This is a genomic window from Dyadobacter sp. CECT 9275, from assembly GCF_907164905.1.
In the GTDB taxonomy this organism is placed as follows: domain Bacteria; phylum Bacteroidota; class Bacteroidia; order Cytophagales; family Spirosomataceae; genus Dyadobacter; species Dyadobacter helix.
This window is the reverse complement of sequence record NZ_CAJRAF010000001.1, coordinates 936,945-954,286: the sequence shown is the minus strand read 5'-3', so window position 1 is coordinate 954,286 and position 17,342 is coordinate 936,945. Positions and strand designations below refer to the sequence as shown.

Sequence of the window (17,342 nt, the reverse complement as noted above, 5' to 3'; positions counted from 1 at the left end):
CCATGAAGAGAATTTGTCTTCTTTTGGCGTTCGGCTTATTTACCTCGGGTGTGACCGCGCAGTATCAGCCTTCATGGGAGTCACTCGACAAAAGAGAAACTCCTTTGTGGTTCAAAAAAGCGAAATTCGGAATATTCATTCATTGGGGCTTGTACTCGGTCCCTTCCTGGGCCACCAAGTCCAATGCCGACGGCTTTGGCAGTGGCTATGCGGAGTGGTACTGGCAAAGATTAAAGGAACCTAAACTGAAAATCCACAAGGAATTTGTAGCCTTTCAGGACAAGGTTTATGGCCCCAATTTCAGGTATCAGGACTTTGCGGGGCGTTTCAAGGCAGAGCTTTTTAATCCAGACGACTGGGCCGATCTTTTTAAGGCTTCCGGAGCAAAATATGTCGTACTAACTTCCAAACATCACGAAGGGTACGCACTCTGGCCCAGTGCACAGGCCTGGAACTGGAATGCTGCAGATATTGGTCCGAACCGGGACCTGGCAGGCGACCTGAGCAAATCTGTCAAAGCAAAGGGACTACATATGGGTTTTTACTATTCGTTGTACGAATGGTTTAATCCGCTCTATCAATCAGATGTGAAGACTTACGTAAATGATCACATGCTCCCGCAAATGAAGGATCTTGTGACGAGGTACAATCCGGACATTTTGTGGACCGACGGAGAATGGGAGCAAACATCGGAAACATGGCGCAGCACCGAATTCCTTTCCTGGCTATATAATAACCAGTCTGTATCTAAAGACATAGTTGTAAATGACCGCTGGGGTAATGATACCAAAGGCAAACATGGCAGCTTTTATACTACAGAATACGGCCAGGGGACGGAGTCAGCTACACATCCCTGGGAAGAATGCAGGGGAATTGGTGAGTCGTTCGGCTATAACAGGAACGAAAATCTGGAAGACTATATGAGCAGCAGTAAGCTCATCCATACCCTGATCCGGATCGTCGCGGGTGGAGGAAATTTCCTGCTCAACATAGGCCCCACGGCCGACGGCCGGATACCCGTTATTATGCAGCAAAGGCTTAAAGATCTTGGAAAATGGCTGTCTGTCAACGGGGAAGCCATTTATGATACCGATACCTGGAAAGAACAGCCTGCGTCCCGGGGCCAAGATATCTTCTTCACACGTAAAGGAAAGGACCTGTATGTAATATGTTCGAAATGGCCCGACAACCTGGTGATACCCGGCTTGTCCAGACCGTCTAAAGTTTCCATGCTAGGATATAATGGTAGCATACATACCGTATATACTAAGAATAAAATCATCCTTACGCCTCCGGTCGTCACACCTAATACGCTTCCATGTGAGTCGGCTTGGATATTCAGGCTCGAAAATGCATTGCTTTAAATTGTAACAGATAATTGAAAAATAAATATCATATGACTCCCGACCGCCGATCCTTTTTACGCCTCTCTGCTGTGGCGTTGCCATTCTTGCAAATTAACAGGCTGTTTGCAAAAAATGCCGTTGTAAAACCGCTTGTTATATCCACCTGGGACAGCGGACAAATTGCAAACAATGCCGCATGGCCAGTTTTAGAAAAAGGCGGAAAAGCGATTGATGCAGTGGAACAGGCAGCTATCGCGATTGAAAACGATGTAAATTGCTGTGTTGGACTAGGTGGTAACCCCGACCGCGACGGCCACGTAACGCTCGACGCATGTATCATGGACGAAAAAGCGAACTGCGGAGGTGTAGCTTTCCTGGAACGGATCAAACACCCGGTATCTGTTGCCCGCAAACTAATGGAAACCACTCCGCACGTTTTTCTGGTGGGCGAAGGTGCTCAGCAGTTTGCGCTCGCAAACGGGTTCAAACTCGAATCCGGAGAATTATCTCCTGATGCGGCCCAATCCTACAAATCCTGGCTCAAAAAAGCCGAGTACAAACCAGTGATTAACGTTGAACTTCAGCAGAATAAGCCGAAAGGCCATGGCCCTTTTGCTCCCTCAAGACTGGAAGACGGCTCTTTCAACCATGATACCATGGGAACACTTGCGCTGGATGCGAACGGAGATCTTTCCGGAATGTGTACCACCAGCGGAATGGGTTTTAAAATGCGCGGACGCGTAGGGGATTCTCCGATTATCGGCGGCGGCCTTTTTGTTGATAATGAAATTGGTGCTGCCACCTCATCGGGACAGGGAGAAGAAGTGATCCGCGTTTGTGGTACTCACCTAGTTGTAGAGTTTATGCGCAATGGGCTGTCGCCCGAGGAAGCTTGTAAAAAAGCCGTTGAACGAATCGTCAAAAGAAGTCCTGAACGCGCGAAAACTTTCCAGGTTGGCTTTCTGGCCATTAATAAACAAGGCGAGATTGGAGCATACGCCGTACAGAAGGGTTTTAACTATACCGTTACCGGACAGGACGGGAAAGGAAAAGTAATGAATGCCAAAAGCTACTTTGCCTGATTAAATAAATGAAAAGAACTTCACCAAAACAATATCCTATTACGTAATCCGATGAAATTTAAATTCTTATACCTTATTCTCATTGCATCTGCCCTGACGGCCCGCCTGCATGCCCAGCAACATTCAGAGCAGGATCATTCCAAATACATGGCTCCTACGGATCCGCTGGTTCAGCAGAAACTAAGCAAATGGCAGGATGTAAAATTTGGATTACTGATGCACTGGGGTACTTACAGCCAGTGGGGAATTGTGGAATCCTGGTCGCTTTGTCCCGAGGACGAAGGATGGTGTGAGCGCCGGGGACCGCATTCGCACGACTGGTATGAGTATAAAAAGGCTTATGAAGATATTGCGAAGGAATTTAATCCAACCCGGTTCAACCCCGAAAGATGGGCCACTGCTGCAAAGAATGCAGGAATGAAGTACGTGGTTTTCACGACAAAACACCACGACGGATTTGCTATGTTTGACTCCAAGTACACGGATTATAAAATCACCAATACCCCCTTTAAGTCCAACCCCAAAAGCAATGTAACCAAAGAAATATTATCAGCTTTCAGGAATCAGGGTTTTATGACTGGCACTTACTTTTCAAAGCCCGACTGGCATACCGACTCCTACTGGTGGAAATATTTCCCGCCAAAAGACAGGAACGTATCTTATGATCCTAAAAAGCGGCCTGAGCTCTGGCAAAAATTCAAAGATTTCACCTACAACCAGATTGAAGAACTCATGACCGGCTATGGCCAGGTAGATATCTTATGGCTGGATGGCGGCTGGGTTCGCCCGTTCAGTACCATTGATCCTAATATCAGCTGGCAGAAAACCATTCCCTACGACCAGGACATAGACATGGCCAGAATTGCTAAAATGGGCCGTTCGCATCAGCCCGGACTGCTGGTTGTGGACCGGACGGTGACCGGGGAATTTGAAAATTATGTAACGCCTGAACAACAGATACCTGACCATTATATGCCGATCCCGTGGGAATCCTGCATTACCATGGGAGATTCATGGTCGTACATACCAAAAGAAAACTTCAAATCCACACGCAAACTGGTTCATACTCTGGTAGACATTGTTGCAAAGGGAGGTAACCTTCTGCTGAACGTTGCACCGGGCCCCGACGGGGAGTGGCATGAAGAAGCTTATCAGCGCCTCGACGAGATCGGGAAATGGATGAGTGTAAATGGCATTGGAATTTATGAAACCAAACCGCAGGCGCCTTACCGCCAGGGAAAATGGGCCTATACCAAAAAGGCCAATACAACTTACGCCTTTTATCTGGCAGATGAAGGAGAAACCATCCCGGCAAAGCTGAAACCAGAAGGGCTGAACATTCCTGCTAATGCCAAAATAAGTATCGCCGGCAATCAAAAGTCTTTAAAGTTAAAAGACGGATCCATTGAAATTCCGGCAAAAACCGCTGTCCAGGTCGGTCAGCAGCCCGTGTATTTGTTTGTGATCAACTAATAGGCTATTTCGTTTCAGCAACAGCGGTGAATTCGCTTTCTTTGTGATACCTTTATCAGAAGACGGTGGTTTAAGTTTTAATAAGCTATGAACCTACGAAATTTGCAGCAACCGATTTGAATAGCTTTCAAATATCCAAAGCAGCTTAACAGATACAAACCTGAAATAACATGTTAAAACAAATAGCAGCGCTAGCCCTGTTCGTCACAGGTACTGCCGTTGCCCAAACCCCGCCCAAACCCTATGGTGCTTTGCCCGCTCCAAGGCAGGTAGAATGGCATCAGACCGAAGTTTACGGTATCATGCATTTTACGCCAACTACCTTTGAAAATAAAGAATGGGGCTTTGGGGATGCAGATCCTAAAACTTTTAACCCTTCTGATTTTAATGCAGAGCAAATCATTCTTGCAGCCAAAGCCGGCGGGCTCAGAGGTATTGTTTTTGTAGCCAAACACCACGACGGTTTTGCATTATGGCCGACCAAAACCACCGAATATAACATTTCAAAAAGTCCTTTCCGTGGTGGAAAGGGTGATATGGTAAAGGAAGTTGCCGACGCCGCACGCAAACATGGCCTGAAATTCGGGGTTTATTGCTCTCCCTGGGACCGTAACAATGCAAATTACGGTAAGCCCGAATATCTGCAGATTTACCGGGAGCAGCTGAAGGAACTCTATACCAACTACGGTCCGCTGTTCATGTCCTGGCATGACGGGGCCAATGGAGGGGACGGTTACTATGGGGGTGCCAGGGAAAAGCGCTCCATTGACAACACCACCTACTACCAGTGGGATTCGACCTGGACCAACCTCACCCGGAAACTTCAGCCGATGGCCAACATTTTCAGTGATATTGGCTGGGATGTTCGCTGGGCCGGAAATGAAGATGGAAGCGTTAATGAAACTTCCTGGGCAACCTTGACGCCGGTTCCCTCCAAAGGCCAAAACATAGCCGTCCCAGGACAGGCCAATGCAGAAGAAAACCCCGGTGGTACACGTAATGGAAAATTCTGGATACCAGCCGAATGTGATGTTCCTTTAAGAAGAGGATGGTTTTATCATGCGAATGAAAAACCAAAAACACCGGAGAAACTATTTGAGCTATACCTGAAAAGCGTTGGTCGCGGTGCAGCACTTGACCTAGGGCTTGCTCCAGACACCCGCGGACAGCTGCATGAAGATGATGTGGCTGCATTAAAAACTTTCGGTGACCGGGTAAAAAATACCTTTGCCGTTAATCTGCTTGCAAAATCCTCATCAAAAGCGATAAATGTACGTGGATACAATTCGATATACAGCGCCAAAAACGTACTGGATAACAAGTCTGACACTTACTGGGCCACTGATGACGATTTCAAAACGCCCGAAATTACCTTTGATGTGTCACAACCTGTAACGTTCGACATCATATCAGTACAGGAATATATCAAACTCGGGCAACGCATTGAAGCATTTGCGGTGGATATCTGGGATGGAACTACCTGGAAAGAAGTTGCAAAGGGAACAAGTATCGGGGCCAAAAAACTGATTAAACTTGAAATCCCTGTGACCGCACAGCGCGTCAGGCTAAGGATAACTAAATCGCCGGTGAGCGTAGCCATCAGCGAATTCGGACTGTACAAGGACGCTCAATAATACCGAAGAAATCTCCATGCCAAACCAGCATGGAGATTTCTTACTTCCTCCATTTTCCCCTTTCTCCATTCCCCCCAACAAGACCTTCTGCCTCCGGGATATTCATTCTTTCCTGACGTATCATCATTCAAAAAATATCCGGGCTACTACGGCGGCTTGCTCCCTGTCTTTCAATATTTTAATACATATTGGTACATAATATATATATAAAACCTGGCCGCTATGATTATCGTAAGAATAAGTATGAGTAATAGCCAAAGCCTCCGAATTACCTTTTAAATTGATTATTTTTATTCGCAGATATTAGCATCTGAAGGCTCTGAAACAGCATTTTGGTGCTAAAAAATACAAACGCCAGTAGTGGTCGGCAAGCACAATTACTGTCTTTGGAATTGGAGCACTCAACCTCAAAGTAGTACGATTAGCTCACTAAAAAATTGATTAGTGCAAGAAGAATGATACAAATGAAGCACACCCGGAAGATACTCCCGGGGAAGGTAGCTTGTAAGTTTCCCTCCCCTCGGGAATAATTTAATTATATTCTGTAATCTGAAAATGCGGACTCATTTGAGCCCGCTTTTTTTATGACGATTTAATTGCTGCAATCCCCTACACATATTTCCATTTATTCATGGAATTATGCAGACGGATCATAAAAATTGATCATAGGTAGTATTTTAGCTGTGAAAAATAAAAAAATATCGCCATGTTTAATCACTGCTTCAGCTAATTTATTCCTGAGGGCTGCCAGGGTAAGATGCTTTTTTAATTTTTTCTTTACAACTTGCCGGTTAAATAATACAAAATTATCTTTGGTAATGTCTACTATTCGTCATTTAAATGAAACCAGTCTCTGGACTTCCTTCCAATCCGGAAGCGAAGATGCTTTGACCGAACTCATGAGACGATACACCCGGCCACTTGCATTTTACGGAAGAAAAATGGCCCGGAATGATGAACTGATACAGGATTGTATACAGGAAACCTTTATTCAGTTGTGGCAATACCGCGCCAATCTTCGCCAGATTACTGAGATAAGACCCTATCTTTTTACCTGCCTGAGGCGAAAAATTATTGGATCTTTAAAAAAAGAGGTTTTTTCGGAACCCGTAGACGACGATCTGTTTTCTCCTTTTTGTATCGATTTTTCAATTGAGGAAAGATTAATTGAAAATGAAAATGAAGCCTATCGGGTTAGGGTATTGAACAAGCTGATCAACAGCTTATCCAAAAAGCGTAAGGAAGTAATTTATCTGAAATTTTACGAAAACCTCAGCAACAATGAAATCGCGGAGGTGATGGGTATTAAATACCAGACCGCCACAAACCTCATCCATGAAGCGCTTGACGCTCTGAGGGAATTAATTCCCGGCCAATCTATCGTATCGCTGCTGATCCTGTGGTTCAGTTTTACACTTCCCTGAATATTTCAAAAAAATATCTGTTAAAAACAGTATAACCTTCGGAACTCCTCGCTACTGCTTATACAAAGTATTGTGAAATTCCATGAAGGACTTTTTAAATTACAAGATAGAAGACTACCTGTCCGACGTTTCTTTCCGGATTTGGGTAAAAAACGGTGGCTTTGCCGATCCCCAGGCCGACTGGACCCGCCGGTTGCAGCTCAATCCGTCTCAGTTGGTGATAGCCACAAGCGCCCGGGAAATACTGCTCGCAACCGCCTCCTCCGAGGAAGGTTTTGCACCTGACTTTGAGGAGCAGGTTATCGAAAATACTTTGAAAAATATTCGCCAGCGCACCGGTGAAAAATCAGCGCCGTCTCGCAACTGGCTTCTGCCGCTTTCCGCAGCTGCAAGTATTACGGTTTTGCTGATCAGCGGATGGTACATTTTTTTCAAACAACCTCAGCTCCGCGGGGTATCCTCGGCAGCACACTCCCTCCCTGCTGTTGTAATGCTGGAAAAGCGGAATGAAGGCAACAAAATAATGCCGGTTGCATTGCCGGATGGAAGTACGGTATTGCTGCAACCCGGAAGTAAAATCAGCTACCCGAAAACTTTCAACACCAAAACCCGGGAGGTCCGCTTATCAGGACAGGCGTTTTTTGAAGTGATTAAAAACAAGAACCTGCCTTTCTTAGTCCATAGCCGTGAACTTACTACTAAAGTTCTGGGAACGAGTTTTACGGTAAGAGCTTTTGACAACCAGCCCGACCTTGCCGTGGTAGTCAAAACAGGAAAGGTGTCGGTTTCTGCTAACACCGGCAAAAACGGGATGAAAGCATCTATTGACCTGATACCCAATCAACAGGCTATATTCAACCGAAGTGCGCTTTCATTGATCAGGATGGATGTGAAACCAGCGACCATGTCGGTGATGGTACCTGCTACGGAGACCACTTACTCCTTTAATGACGCCCATGTAACCGAAATTTTCAGGACACTGTCCAAGCGCTACGATGTCACTATTGAAGCAAATGAAGCATTATTATCCGACTGTTTTCTCACCACTACCTTTGCCGACGAGCCTTTATTCGAAAAACTGAAAATCATCTGCGGTGCTATTGGCCCTTCTACCAGTTACCGTGTGGAAGGCGCCCGCATCATTATTAATACAAAAGGCTGTAATCTCTAAACCATCTTCCTATGCTAATAAAGTATACCATTCCCACCTGATTTCCGAAAAAAGAGCCAGCCGTGTTCGCACCACGACCAGCCCTTTACCCCCATGCCAGATCATGACAAGGCGTCCTCGAAAGGGACGCACGGGTCTGTTTTTGCCTTTCTAATTATTCAAAAACAATTAAATGTATGAAAAAAACTTTAATCACTGCCAAACAGTGGCATACGATAATGAAAATTTCTACTGTCCAGATTTTCATGGTCTTTTTTCTGACCAGCGTAGTATGGGGAAAATCCTCCGCCCAGGAAATGCTGAACCACAGGATCCATATTTCTTCTAAAGATACCCCCCTGCGTACCGTATTAAGTGAGATCAGCAAAACTACAGGAATCAGGATCAGCTACAATTCCAAAGTCGTATCCAGGGAGCAGATCGTTTCGGTTCATGCAAAGAATGAAAAGCTTGTGGATGTTCTCGACAATTTACTGCTTCCCCTTAACATTACTTACATTGTACTTGAGAAGCAGATCGTACTCCGAAAGCTGGAACCCGCCCCTCAGCAAAAAAAGTCACAGGATCCGGCCCAGCCTTCCTCCAGCAACGAACGGACCATCAACGGTACGGTCACTGACGAAGCCGGTGAACCTTTGCCCGGAGTCAATATCGTCTTGCGCGGTTCATCCAGAGGTACCACTACCTCAAAGGATGGAAAATATACCCTGGATCTGCCCGAAGGCGACAACGTCCTGATTTTCTCATTCGTTGGATACATCCCGCAGGAGATAATCATAGGCAAACGAACTGCCATTGATGTGACACTCAAAGTGGATACCAAAGCCTTGGAAGAGGTGGTGGTGGTAGGATACGGAACCGTGCAGAAAAAAGATCTAACCGGTTCGGTCTCTTCCATGCAGGGAGATGCCCTTGCTACCCGCAAAACGACCCAGATTTCTCAGGCTCTCCAGGGGGCTATGCCGGGGGTAATGGTTACCCGCAATAACAATGCGCCGGGTGCTACTGCCACCATCCGTGTCAGGGGAATTACAACCATCACGGATGCAGGCGCCAACCCACTTATCATACTGGATGGTGTTCCTGTGGACGATATCAATTCGATTAATCCTAATGATGTTGACAACATTTCGGTATTGAAAGATGCCGCCTCTGCGTCTATCTACGGCTCCCGGGCTGCGGCAGGCGTGATACTGGTTACTACCAAAAGAGCAAAAGAAGGTCAACTCAATCTGGATTATACGGTGGAGTATGGCTTAGATAAACCTACCAAATTGCCCAAATATGTAAATGCCCAACGTTTTATGCAGCTTACCAACGAGCTGAGATGGAATGACAACGGTAACAATTCAAACGAGTATCCAACATATAGCAAAGATCTGATCACCAATTATCCGGCTCTCCACGCCGAAAACCCCGATCAGTATCCTAACACCGACTGGAAACGGCTGATACTTAACAATACTGCTCCACGCCGCAGCCACATCCTGAGTATTTCCGCTGCCGGAAAAGCATTGAAATCGCGGGTATCTCTTGGCTACGACAAAAGCGATGCCCTTTATGATAACCGGACCTACGAACGAATCACTGCCCGGGTGAACAACGATGTCACCATTACCAAGTATCTCTCGGCCAGTATTGATATCAACTTTAAACGGACATTGGTTGACCAGCCCGTAACCGACCCCATCAACCGCATGAACGTTGCACCACCTATCTACGCCGCCATGTGGTCCGACGGGCGCGTGGGAGCGGGCAAAGACGGAGCCAATATTTACGGGCTTTTAAAATACGGTGGTGCTAACAAGGAATGGTATAATCAGGTTGGGGGTAAGCTCAGCCTCGACTTTTCGCCTATTGAAGGATTGAAATTTTCAGGTATACTATCCCCCTTCCTGAATTTTGACAAGGCCAAATATTTCACAAAGAAAATCCCTTATACCTCCTGGAACAATCCGGGTAACATAGCCGGGTACCTGGAAGGCGGCACAGAAACCAAACTGGCCGAAACCAGAAAAGATAATTACCGGTATACCACTCAGTTCCTGGCCAATTATTCCAAACAGCTTGGCAGCCATCATCTTGACCTTCTGGCGGGATACGAGTATTACCATGCTTTCAACGAAGATCTCTCGGCATCCCGTGGGCAATATATCCTGACCAACTATCCCTATCTGAATCTGGGACCTCTGGAATTCCGCGATAACGGCGGAAATGCTTTCGAAAATGCTTACCGTTCCTGGTTTGGCAGGGTGATGTATAATTACAAAGACAAGTATCTCTTTCAGGCAAATGTCCGTTTCGACGGTTCCTCAAGATTTGCTCCCGGGTATCGTTGGGGGTCATTCCCATCTGTTTCAGCTGGCTGGGTTATCTCCGAGGAAAATTTCATGCCTAAAAACCAGGTATTATCTTTCCTCAAGGTAAGAGCTTCCTGGGGCTCGCTGGGTAACGAACGTATCGGAAATTATCCATACCAAGCCCTGCTCTCCTTTGAAAACAGCTCACTTTTTTACAAGGGAAATACAGCCGTTTCGGCCCAGGCTGCGGCACAATACCAATATGCGATCAGGGATATCTCATGGGAAACCACGCAGTCGTTTGACATGGGGCTGGACGTTAATTTCTTCAATGACCGCCTTAAGCTGACCGCTGATTATTATAAAAAAACTACTAAAGACATGCTCCTGGAACTTGAGATTCCGGATTATATCGGGTTTGACAATCCGGACCAGAACACCGGGAAAATGTATACTACCGGTTGGGAAATGCAGGTGGGCTGGAACGACAAGGCTGGGGATGTTGGCTATCGGTTCTCTTTTAACCTTTCGGACTTTGTATCCAAAATGGGCGACCTTGGCGGTACCGTTTTTCTGGGTGACCAGATCAAAAAAATGGGAAGTCAGTTTAACGAGTGGTATGGATACAAAGCCATGGGCCTGTATCAGACGCAGGATGAAGTGGACAACTCAGCTAAGCTGAATACCAACGTCCGACCTGGAGATATCCGTTACCAGGACATCAGCGGCCCCGAAGGAAAGCCCGACGGCAAAATATCGCCTGAATATGACCGTGTCTTACTGGGCGGTTCATTACCCCGGCTGATTTTCGGAGCAAACCTGGGAGCAAGTTATAAAAACTTTGATCTCTCGGTGGTCTTGCAGGGTGTAGGAAAGCAGAATTCCCGCATCAGTACCTCCATGGTACAGCCATTGCTTGAAAACTATGGTAATTTTCCTGAGATACTCGACGGGCAGTCGTGGAGCAGGTATAATACCGATGCGCAAAACCTTGCCGCCAAATATCCCCGGTATACTAACACCTCGGCAGGAAACAACTTCGCGATGTCGGATTTCTGGCTAATCAACGGAGGTTATCTGCGACTGAAAAACATCAGCCTGTCCTATCAGGTACCCCGCCACCTCACGGAAAAGATCCGTATACAGGGTTTAAGGTTATACAGCACCGTCACTGATCTTTTCTCGGCGCATCGTTTCCCCAAAGGCTGGGATCCCGAAATGGGCTCTTTCACCTATCCTATCACCACCTCTTTTGTGTTTGGTGCTTCCATCAAATTCTAATCCCGATACGCAATGAAACCTCATATTTTTATACTTTTCTTGTTGTTGATATCCGCCTCTTCCTGTGGTGATCTCAACCTCGTTCCTCTTTCGGATGGTTCCGGCGAAACCTGGAACTCCAATTCCGAAGAAATCGAAATGTCATTAAACGGCTTGTACAAAGATGCATTCTGGATGAAAGACCAGGACGACTGGACCGACGACTGGATGTACCGCGATGCCACCACCCCTATTACCAGTGCAACCCTGAACGGTGAAACTGACTTTGTAAAAACCTGGTGGACCAACACCTATAAGGCCATTGCCAGAGCCAATATCGTCATCCAGAGTATCAGCAGAGCGCAGGAAAATCTTTCTCCGGATCTTATTGCCCGTTATACCGGCGAAGCCCGTTTCATCCGTGCCGCCCAATACTCCCGGCTGATATCTCATTATGGCAATGTTGTTTACCTGGACAAACAGGTAGATATTGAAGAAGCCCTTCAAATGAAACAGACGGATAAACAAGTCATTCTGAAATCCATTTATGAGGATTTTGATTTTGCTGCGGCTCATTTAAAAAAAACCTATGCTTCCAACGAGCTGCTGCGTGCAACATCGGGTGCTGCTCTGGCCATGAAAGCGCGTATCGCTCTGCAGATGGGCGACTGGGCCGTTGCCCGTGATGCCGCCAAGGCTTGTATAGAAAGCACCGCATACAAGCTTCATCCCAGCTTTTCTGACCTATTTTTATCTAAAACAAAAAACTCTGTCGAAAGCATTTTCAGCCTTCCCCGCTCCATTACCCTGAAAGTTACCCAGGGCGATTGTCAGAATTACGTTACCAGAAACGCAGGCGGATATGCGGCCAAAGTCCCTTCGTGGGATTTATTTTGTGCTTATCTCTGTAAAGATGGATTGCCTATAGACGAGTCTCCGCTGTTTGATCCACATAAGCCCTTCCAGAACCGCGATCCACGTTGTGCAGCCACCATCGTTGAGTTTCAGACGCCATTTCTCGGATTCATGTACCAGCCCCACCCCGATTCCGTCAAAGTGAGAAAAACATCCGATAACACCCTGGTTGATAATAAAGATACCCGGTCTGTTGCTCAATATGCCTCCTACAACGGGCTGGTATGGAAAAAAGGAGTGGACGGCGACTGGCTTCTGAATTCCTGGCAGGTGGAGCCTGATAAAATCATTATCAGGTATGCCGATGTACTGCTCATGTATGCCGAAGCAAAAATAGAATTAGGCGATATTGATCAGACGGTACTGAATGCGATCAATACTGTCAGGGCAAGAGCATATGGTGTGGCTTACACTGCAACGACATCCTATCCGGCCGTGAACATCACCAACCCCGCCGAGTTGAGAAAAATTGTACGCACCGAAAGGCGGATGGAATTTGCGATGGAGGGTGTCCGTTACATGGATATTATCCGCTGGAAACTCGCGGAAAAAGTATTGAATAAAATTAATTACGGATTGCTGGAACCAGATGACCTGCGCAAAAAGATCGTTCAGAAAGGACTGTGGTTCTTCCCTCAGACTCCTTCCATTGATGAAGACGGCGTTGCCGATTTTTCGCCCATGTATGACGCAGGGCTCATCAAGCAGATCGCCATCCGGAAGTTTGATGCAACCCGGCAGTACCTCTGGCCGGTTCCCTCAACCGAAGTACTCACAAGCGGCCTGATCCAGAACCCTAATTATTAGATATATCGGGCCCCTTTAACCGTACCCTGTTCAGCCACCGTTTGCAGACTTCCCCGCACACTTGCGATGGCTGAACGATCACTACATTTATTAAATATTGCTTTTTCATGAAAAAAATAATCCTACCGTTACTGATTACGATCTCCCAGATCTGCCTCGGCCAAAAAAAGGAAGTCGGTCCTACGGGCCGCTCTTTCAGTGGTATCTATCCGCACCTGGCGATGTACAACAACGAAGGAGAATGTGGCACGGGTGCTGTGGTACCCTGGGCCGGGAGGTTATGGGTGATCACGTACGGCCCGCATTTACCCTTCGGCTCCTCCGACAAACTATATGAGATCACGCCGGATCTGAAACAGATCATCCGGGATGAAAGTATCGGGGGCACGCCGGCAAACCGGATGATCCACCAGGAAAGCAACCAGCTTTTCATTGGCCCTTATGCTATTGATGCACAAAGAAATATCAGAACAATTCCATATTCCGTGATGCCCGGCAGGCATACAGGGAATGCCAGACACCTTACAGACCCAACCGGAAAGATTTATTATGGTACAATGGAGGAAGGCTTTTATGAAGTTGATGTAAAAACACTGACACCCAAGCTGCTGTACCAGGATGGAAATGTAAGGGTAAAAAAAGGAGAAGATACCTCCTTTAACTCCGAAACATCATTGCTCCCAGGAGCCCACGGAAAAGGACTGTATTCAGGGCAGGGCGTAATGGTATATTCCAACAACGGCGAATCGGGCCCGGAAGCACTTAAGCAATTTGATATCAAATCTGGTTCCTTGTCCGAATGGGATGGGAAAAGCTGGAAGCTGGTACGCCGCAACCAGTTTGTGGAAGTTACCGGACCGGGCGGTATATATGGCAATAAAAATCCGGCAAAAGATGCGATCTGGGCAACGGGCTGGGATCATAAATCAGTACTGCTGGGGGTGCGTGATCAGGGAAAATGGACGTTTTTCAGGTTGCCAAAGGCTAGCCACAGCTATGACGGCGCGCATGGCTGGAACACCGAATGGCCCAGGATACGCGACATCGGAACCAGTACAAAACCCGACTACCTGATGACGATGCACGGACTATTCTGGAAATTCCCGGCTACTTTCACTTCTGAAAATACCGCAGGTATCCGCCCCAGAACCGCGTACCTCAAGGTGATCGGTGATTTTGCCCGCTGGAACAACCAGCTTGTTTTTGGCTGCGACGATTCCGCCCAGAAAGAATTTCTGAACAAAAGAAATGCCAAGGGCGGCATCGAAGGGCCCGGACAATCCAATTCCAACCTGTGGTTCACGCCTTTGCATCAGCCGGATCTGCTGGGCCCGAACACAGCAGAAGGGGCTGTCTGGCTGAACGAGTCTGTAAAAGCAGATGAGATTTCCGAACCGTTCCTTTTTTCAGGATGGGCGCAGCGCTCTGCATGGGTACAGAATCATGGAGAACAAGCGATTACATTAACCTTTGAGGTAGACAAAACCGGGAATAATAAATGGCAACGCCTTACTTCTCTGACCTTAGCAGCGGGTGAGGCTGCAAATTTAGGATTTGCAACTCAGGATAGCGGTGAATGGGTCAGGGTCAGGAGTGATAAGGATACCAGGGTTACGGCTCACTTCTCCTATTCAGCAACCGAAAAGCGCAATATTTCCGCTGACAAAATCTTCAAGGGATTAACTGCCGTAACCCGTTCCGAAACATCAGGCGGCCTTATTTATGGTCTTGGCAAAGATCAGCGTAAACTAGGGATGGTAGCTCAGCATTATGTGAAGGGTACATCCACCGACGTCGGCTACTACGAACTTTCCGCTGAAATGAAACTGGAGCCACAAACCAAGCCGGACGATACCCGCTTTATCAAAGACAAATTTGCCATAACTGAAAAGGTGGTCACCCTGGATGAATCCTCCGCACTGATAGTGGATGAAAAAGGTAGAAGATGGCGGCTGCCACTAGGGGATCAGTCGTTCTCTCAGCTTACCAATGATGCCGCACTCAGGATATGCCGCGAGGTAGCTACGGAAAGAGATCTGCTGAATTGCCACGGGACATTTTACGAGTTGCCCGCGGAAAATGCTGATGGTTATGCCAAGATCCGTCCGGTTGCTTCGCACCATTTCAGAATAAACGACTATGCATCCTACCGCGGATTGCTGATACTAACGGGTATTGATATCGATCAGGCGCTTTCTAATGAACATATCATTGTTTCGGACGATAAAAAAGCTGCTGTTTGGGCGGGTGCCATTGACGACCTTTGGAAATTGGGAAAACCCACCGGCCAGGGAGGCCCCTGGAAGAATGCACGGGTTGAGGCCGGAGTGCCGTCCGATCCCTACTTGATCGGGTTTTACAATCAGCGCAATCTGAAACTTTCACACCGGTCGTCCGCCGCCGTAACTTTTACCATCGAAGCGGACCCGGTGGGTGATGGCTCATGGATGAAGTTCAAGGAGGTAACCGTCGCACCGGGGGATACCTTTCATTTCGATTTCGCCAAGAATTTCCAAGCCCGCTGGATCCGTTTCAAAGCGAGTAAAAACTGCGAAGCAACCGCGTTCCTGCAATACAAATAAGGGAGATTGAAGAGTGAAGAATGGAGAATGAAGGGGAATGCCGGTTGTTCCGGATTTAAGGCAGCCGCTATTCCCTTCTTCTTGACGACCCTCTTATGATCAGCTCTGTCTGAAGTACCTTTCTTTCGGGTATTTCGGTATCTGCATCATCTTCCAGCAGCTGAAGGATCCAGTTGGCAACGGTTACCCCCATCTCCCGGGTGGGCTGCCTGACAGTGGTAAGCCCGGGACCGATATAGGCAGACTCGGGGTTATCGCTAAACCCAACCACCCCCAGTTCATCGGGAATGCTGATACCTTTCTCCTTCGCGATGAGCATGATCTCAATGGCCGAAGAATCGTTAACAGCAAACACCGCATCGGGCCTGGCGGGAAGATCCAGTAGATACTGCCCGTAAATACGGGCCTTCTGCTGGGTAAGCATTCCCTGGATAATCATGTTTTCATCCAGTGGTTTGCCATGTTTTTCGAGGGCCGCCTTGTATCCCCTTAGCCTTTCCCTGCTGACCATCAGGCTAAGGGGGCCTCCTAAATGCGCAATTCGTTCATAACCATTTAAGATAAGATGTTCAACCGCCTGAAAAGATGCTTCAAAATCGTTAACAACCACCTTGGGTACCTCAAGGCCATCACAAACACGGTTAAACAAAACGATTGGAATGCCCCTTTTCTCAAATACAGCCAGGTGCTCAAAATTGTTGGTTTCCTGTGTCAGGGAAATCAGCAGTCCGTCGGCCCGGTTGGCAAGCATGGCACGGGTATTGGAAATCTCGATGTCATAGGACTCATTGGACTGCATGATCGTCAGGTTGTATCCCGCCTCGGTCAGTATCTGGTGTGCGCCAATGATCACATTGGGAAAAAAGGAATTAAAAAATTCAGGGACAATCATTCCTATGGTGTTCGTCTTGTTTTTGGCCAGGCTGTAGGCCAGCTGATTGGGTTGATAATCCAGCTCCGCAGCCATTTCCAGCACCGCCTGTCTCGTTTCCCGGCTGATGTCCGAATGACCGTGCAGGGCCCTGGAAACCGTGGAGTTGGATATTCCAATTGCTTTGGCTATGTCAATAATCGTGGTCTGGTGCCGCCTCTTACGCTGCTGATCCTGAGGTGAATGCTCCCCGGCAATGGTAAAGAAATGGTGACAGGATTTACAGACGTACCGCTGTTTGCCACGGATGTATCCTGCTTTCATTATAAAAGCGACATCATTACACTTGGGACAGTGAATCATTATTGTATTATTTTAATCTATATGCTTTTCGCAAGATTTATTGATGCCAAATTAAGAAATCAGAAACTCTTGCAAAATTTTACTATAATTAATTTGCAAATTAATATATCGGTT

General features: G+C 47.1%; 10 protein-coding genes. 9 read left to right on the top strand and 1 reads right to left on the bottom strand.

Going from position 1 to position 17,342, the window contains the following annotated elements; all coding sequences use genetic code 11:
* Window positions 1-2: 2 nt before the first annotated feature.
* The 9 genes from KOE27_RS03850 (at window position 3) to KOE27_RS03810 (ending at window position 15,994) form a co-directional block, all read left to right on the top strand.
* Window positions 3-1,364: an alpha-L-fucosidase gene (locus tag KOE27_RS03850; RefSeq protein ID WP_215237522.1), complete on the top strand. Its 1,362-nt coding sequence runs from the start codon at window positions 3-5 to the stop codon at window positions 1,362-1,364.
* 32 nt (window positions 1,365-1,396) lie between these two features.
* On the top strand, window positions 1,397-2,428 hold the full coding sequence (locus KOE27_RS03845) for an isoaspartyl peptidase/L-asparaginase family protein (RefSeq protein WP_215237521.1): 1,032 nt from the start codon (window positions 1,397-1,399) through the stop codon (window positions 2,426-2,428).
* A gap of 51 nt (window positions 2,429-2,479) precedes the next feature.
* Window positions 2,480-3,901 carry an alpha-L-fucosidase gene (locus KOE27_RS03840; RefSeq protein WP_215237520.1) on the top strand — a complete coding sequence of 474 codons (1,422 nt, stop codon included), beginning with the start codon at window positions 2,480-2,482 and terminating at the stop codon, window positions 3,899-3,901.
* A 170-nt stretch (window positions 3,902-4,071) separates the two neighbouring features.
* The gene (locus tag KOE27_RS03835; RefSeq protein ID WP_215237519.1) at window positions 4,072-5,535 is read left to right on the top strand and encodes an alpha-L-fucosidase; all 1,464 of its coding nucleotides are present in this window, start codon (window positions 4,072-4,074) and stop codon (window positions 5,533-5,535) included.
* Window positions 5,536-6,353: 818 nt separating this feature from the next.
* Window positions 6,354-6,959, top strand: coding sequence for an RNA polymerase sigma factor (locus KOE27_RS03830; RefSeq protein ID WP_215237518.1), 606 nt, complete (start codon window positions 6,354-6,356; stop codon window positions 6,957-6,959).
* Between the two features lie 82 nt (window positions 6,960-7,041).
* A complete protein-coding gene (locus KOE27_RS03825) occupies window positions 7,042-8,130 on the top strand; it encodes a FecR family protein (protein ID WP_215237517.1) in 1,089 nt (362 codons plus the stop codon).
* 176 nt (window positions 8,131-8,306) lie between these two features.
* The gene (locus KOE27_RS03820) at window positions 8,307-11,711 is read left to right on the top strand and encodes a SusC/RagA family TonB-linked outer membrane protein (protein ID WP_215237516.1); all 3,405 of its coding nucleotides are present in this window, start codon (window positions 8,307-8,309) and stop codon (window positions 11,709-11,711) included.
* A 12-nt stretch (window positions 11,712-11,723) separates the two neighbouring features.
* The gene (locus KOE27_RS03815) at window positions 11,724-13,412 is read left to right on the top strand and encodes a RagB/SusD family nutrient uptake outer membrane protein (protein WP_215237515.1); all 1,689 of its coding nucleotides are present in this window, start codon (window positions 11,724-11,726) and stop codon (window positions 13,410-13,412) included.
* A 107-nt stretch (window positions 13,413-13,519) separates the two neighbouring features.
* Window positions 13,520-15,994 carry a hypothetical protein gene (locus KOE27_RS03810; protein WP_215237514.1) on the top strand — a complete coding sequence of 825 codons (2,475 nt, stop codon included), beginning with the start codon at window positions 13,520-13,522 and terminating at the stop codon, window positions 15,992-15,994.
* A gap of 67 nt (window positions 15,995-16,061) precedes the next feature.
* Here KOE27_RS03810 and KOE27_RS03805 read toward each other — a convergent pair whose 3' ends face one another.
* Window positions 16,062-17,228, bottom strand: coding sequence for a LacI family DNA-binding transcriptional regulator (locus tag KOE27_RS03805; RefSeq protein ID WP_215237513.1), 1,167 nt, complete (start codon window positions 17,226-17,228; stop codon window positions 16,062-16,064).
* Window positions 17,229-17,342 lie beyond the last annotated feature (114 nt).

Coding starts and splice junctions, on each gene's coding strand:
- KOE27_RS03810 (WP_215237514.1), top strand. CDS start 13,520: ATGAAAAAAATAATCCTACCGTTACTGATTACGATCTCCCAGATCTGC.
- KOE27_RS03805 (WP_215237513.1), bottom strand. CDS start 17,228: ATGATTCACTGTCCCAAGTGTAATGATGTCGCTTTTATAATGAAAGCA.
- KOE27_RS03815 (WP_215237515.1), top strand. CDS start 11,724: ATGAAACCTCATATTTTTATACTTTTCTTGTTGTTGATATCCGCCTCT.
- KOE27_RS03845 (WP_215237521.1), top strand. CDS start 1,397: ATGACTCCCGACCGCCGATCCTTTTTACGCCTCTCTGCTGTGGCGTTG.
- KOE27_RS03835 (WP_215237519.1), top strand. CDS start 4,072: ATGTTAAAACAAATAGCAGCGCTAGCCCTGTTCGTCACAGGTACTGCC.
- KOE27_RS03820 (WP_215237516.1), top strand. CDS start 8,307: ATGAAAAAAACTTTAATCACTGCCAAACAGTGGCATACGATAATGAAA.
- KOE27_RS03830 (WP_215237518.1), top strand. CDS start 6,354: ATGTCTACTATTCGTCATTTAAATGAAACCAGTCTCTGGACTTCCTTC.
- KOE27_RS03840 (WP_215237520.1), top strand. CDS start 2,480: ATGAAATTTAAATTCTTATACCTTATTCTCATTGCATCTGCCCTGACG.
- KOE27_RS03850 (WP_215237522.1), top strand. CDS start 3: ATGAAGAGAATTTGTCTTCTTTTGGCGTTCGGCTTATTTACCTCGGGT.
- KOE27_RS03825 (WP_215237517.1), top strand. CDS start 7,042: ATGAAGGACTTTTTAAATTACAAGATAGAAGACTACCTGTCCGACGTT.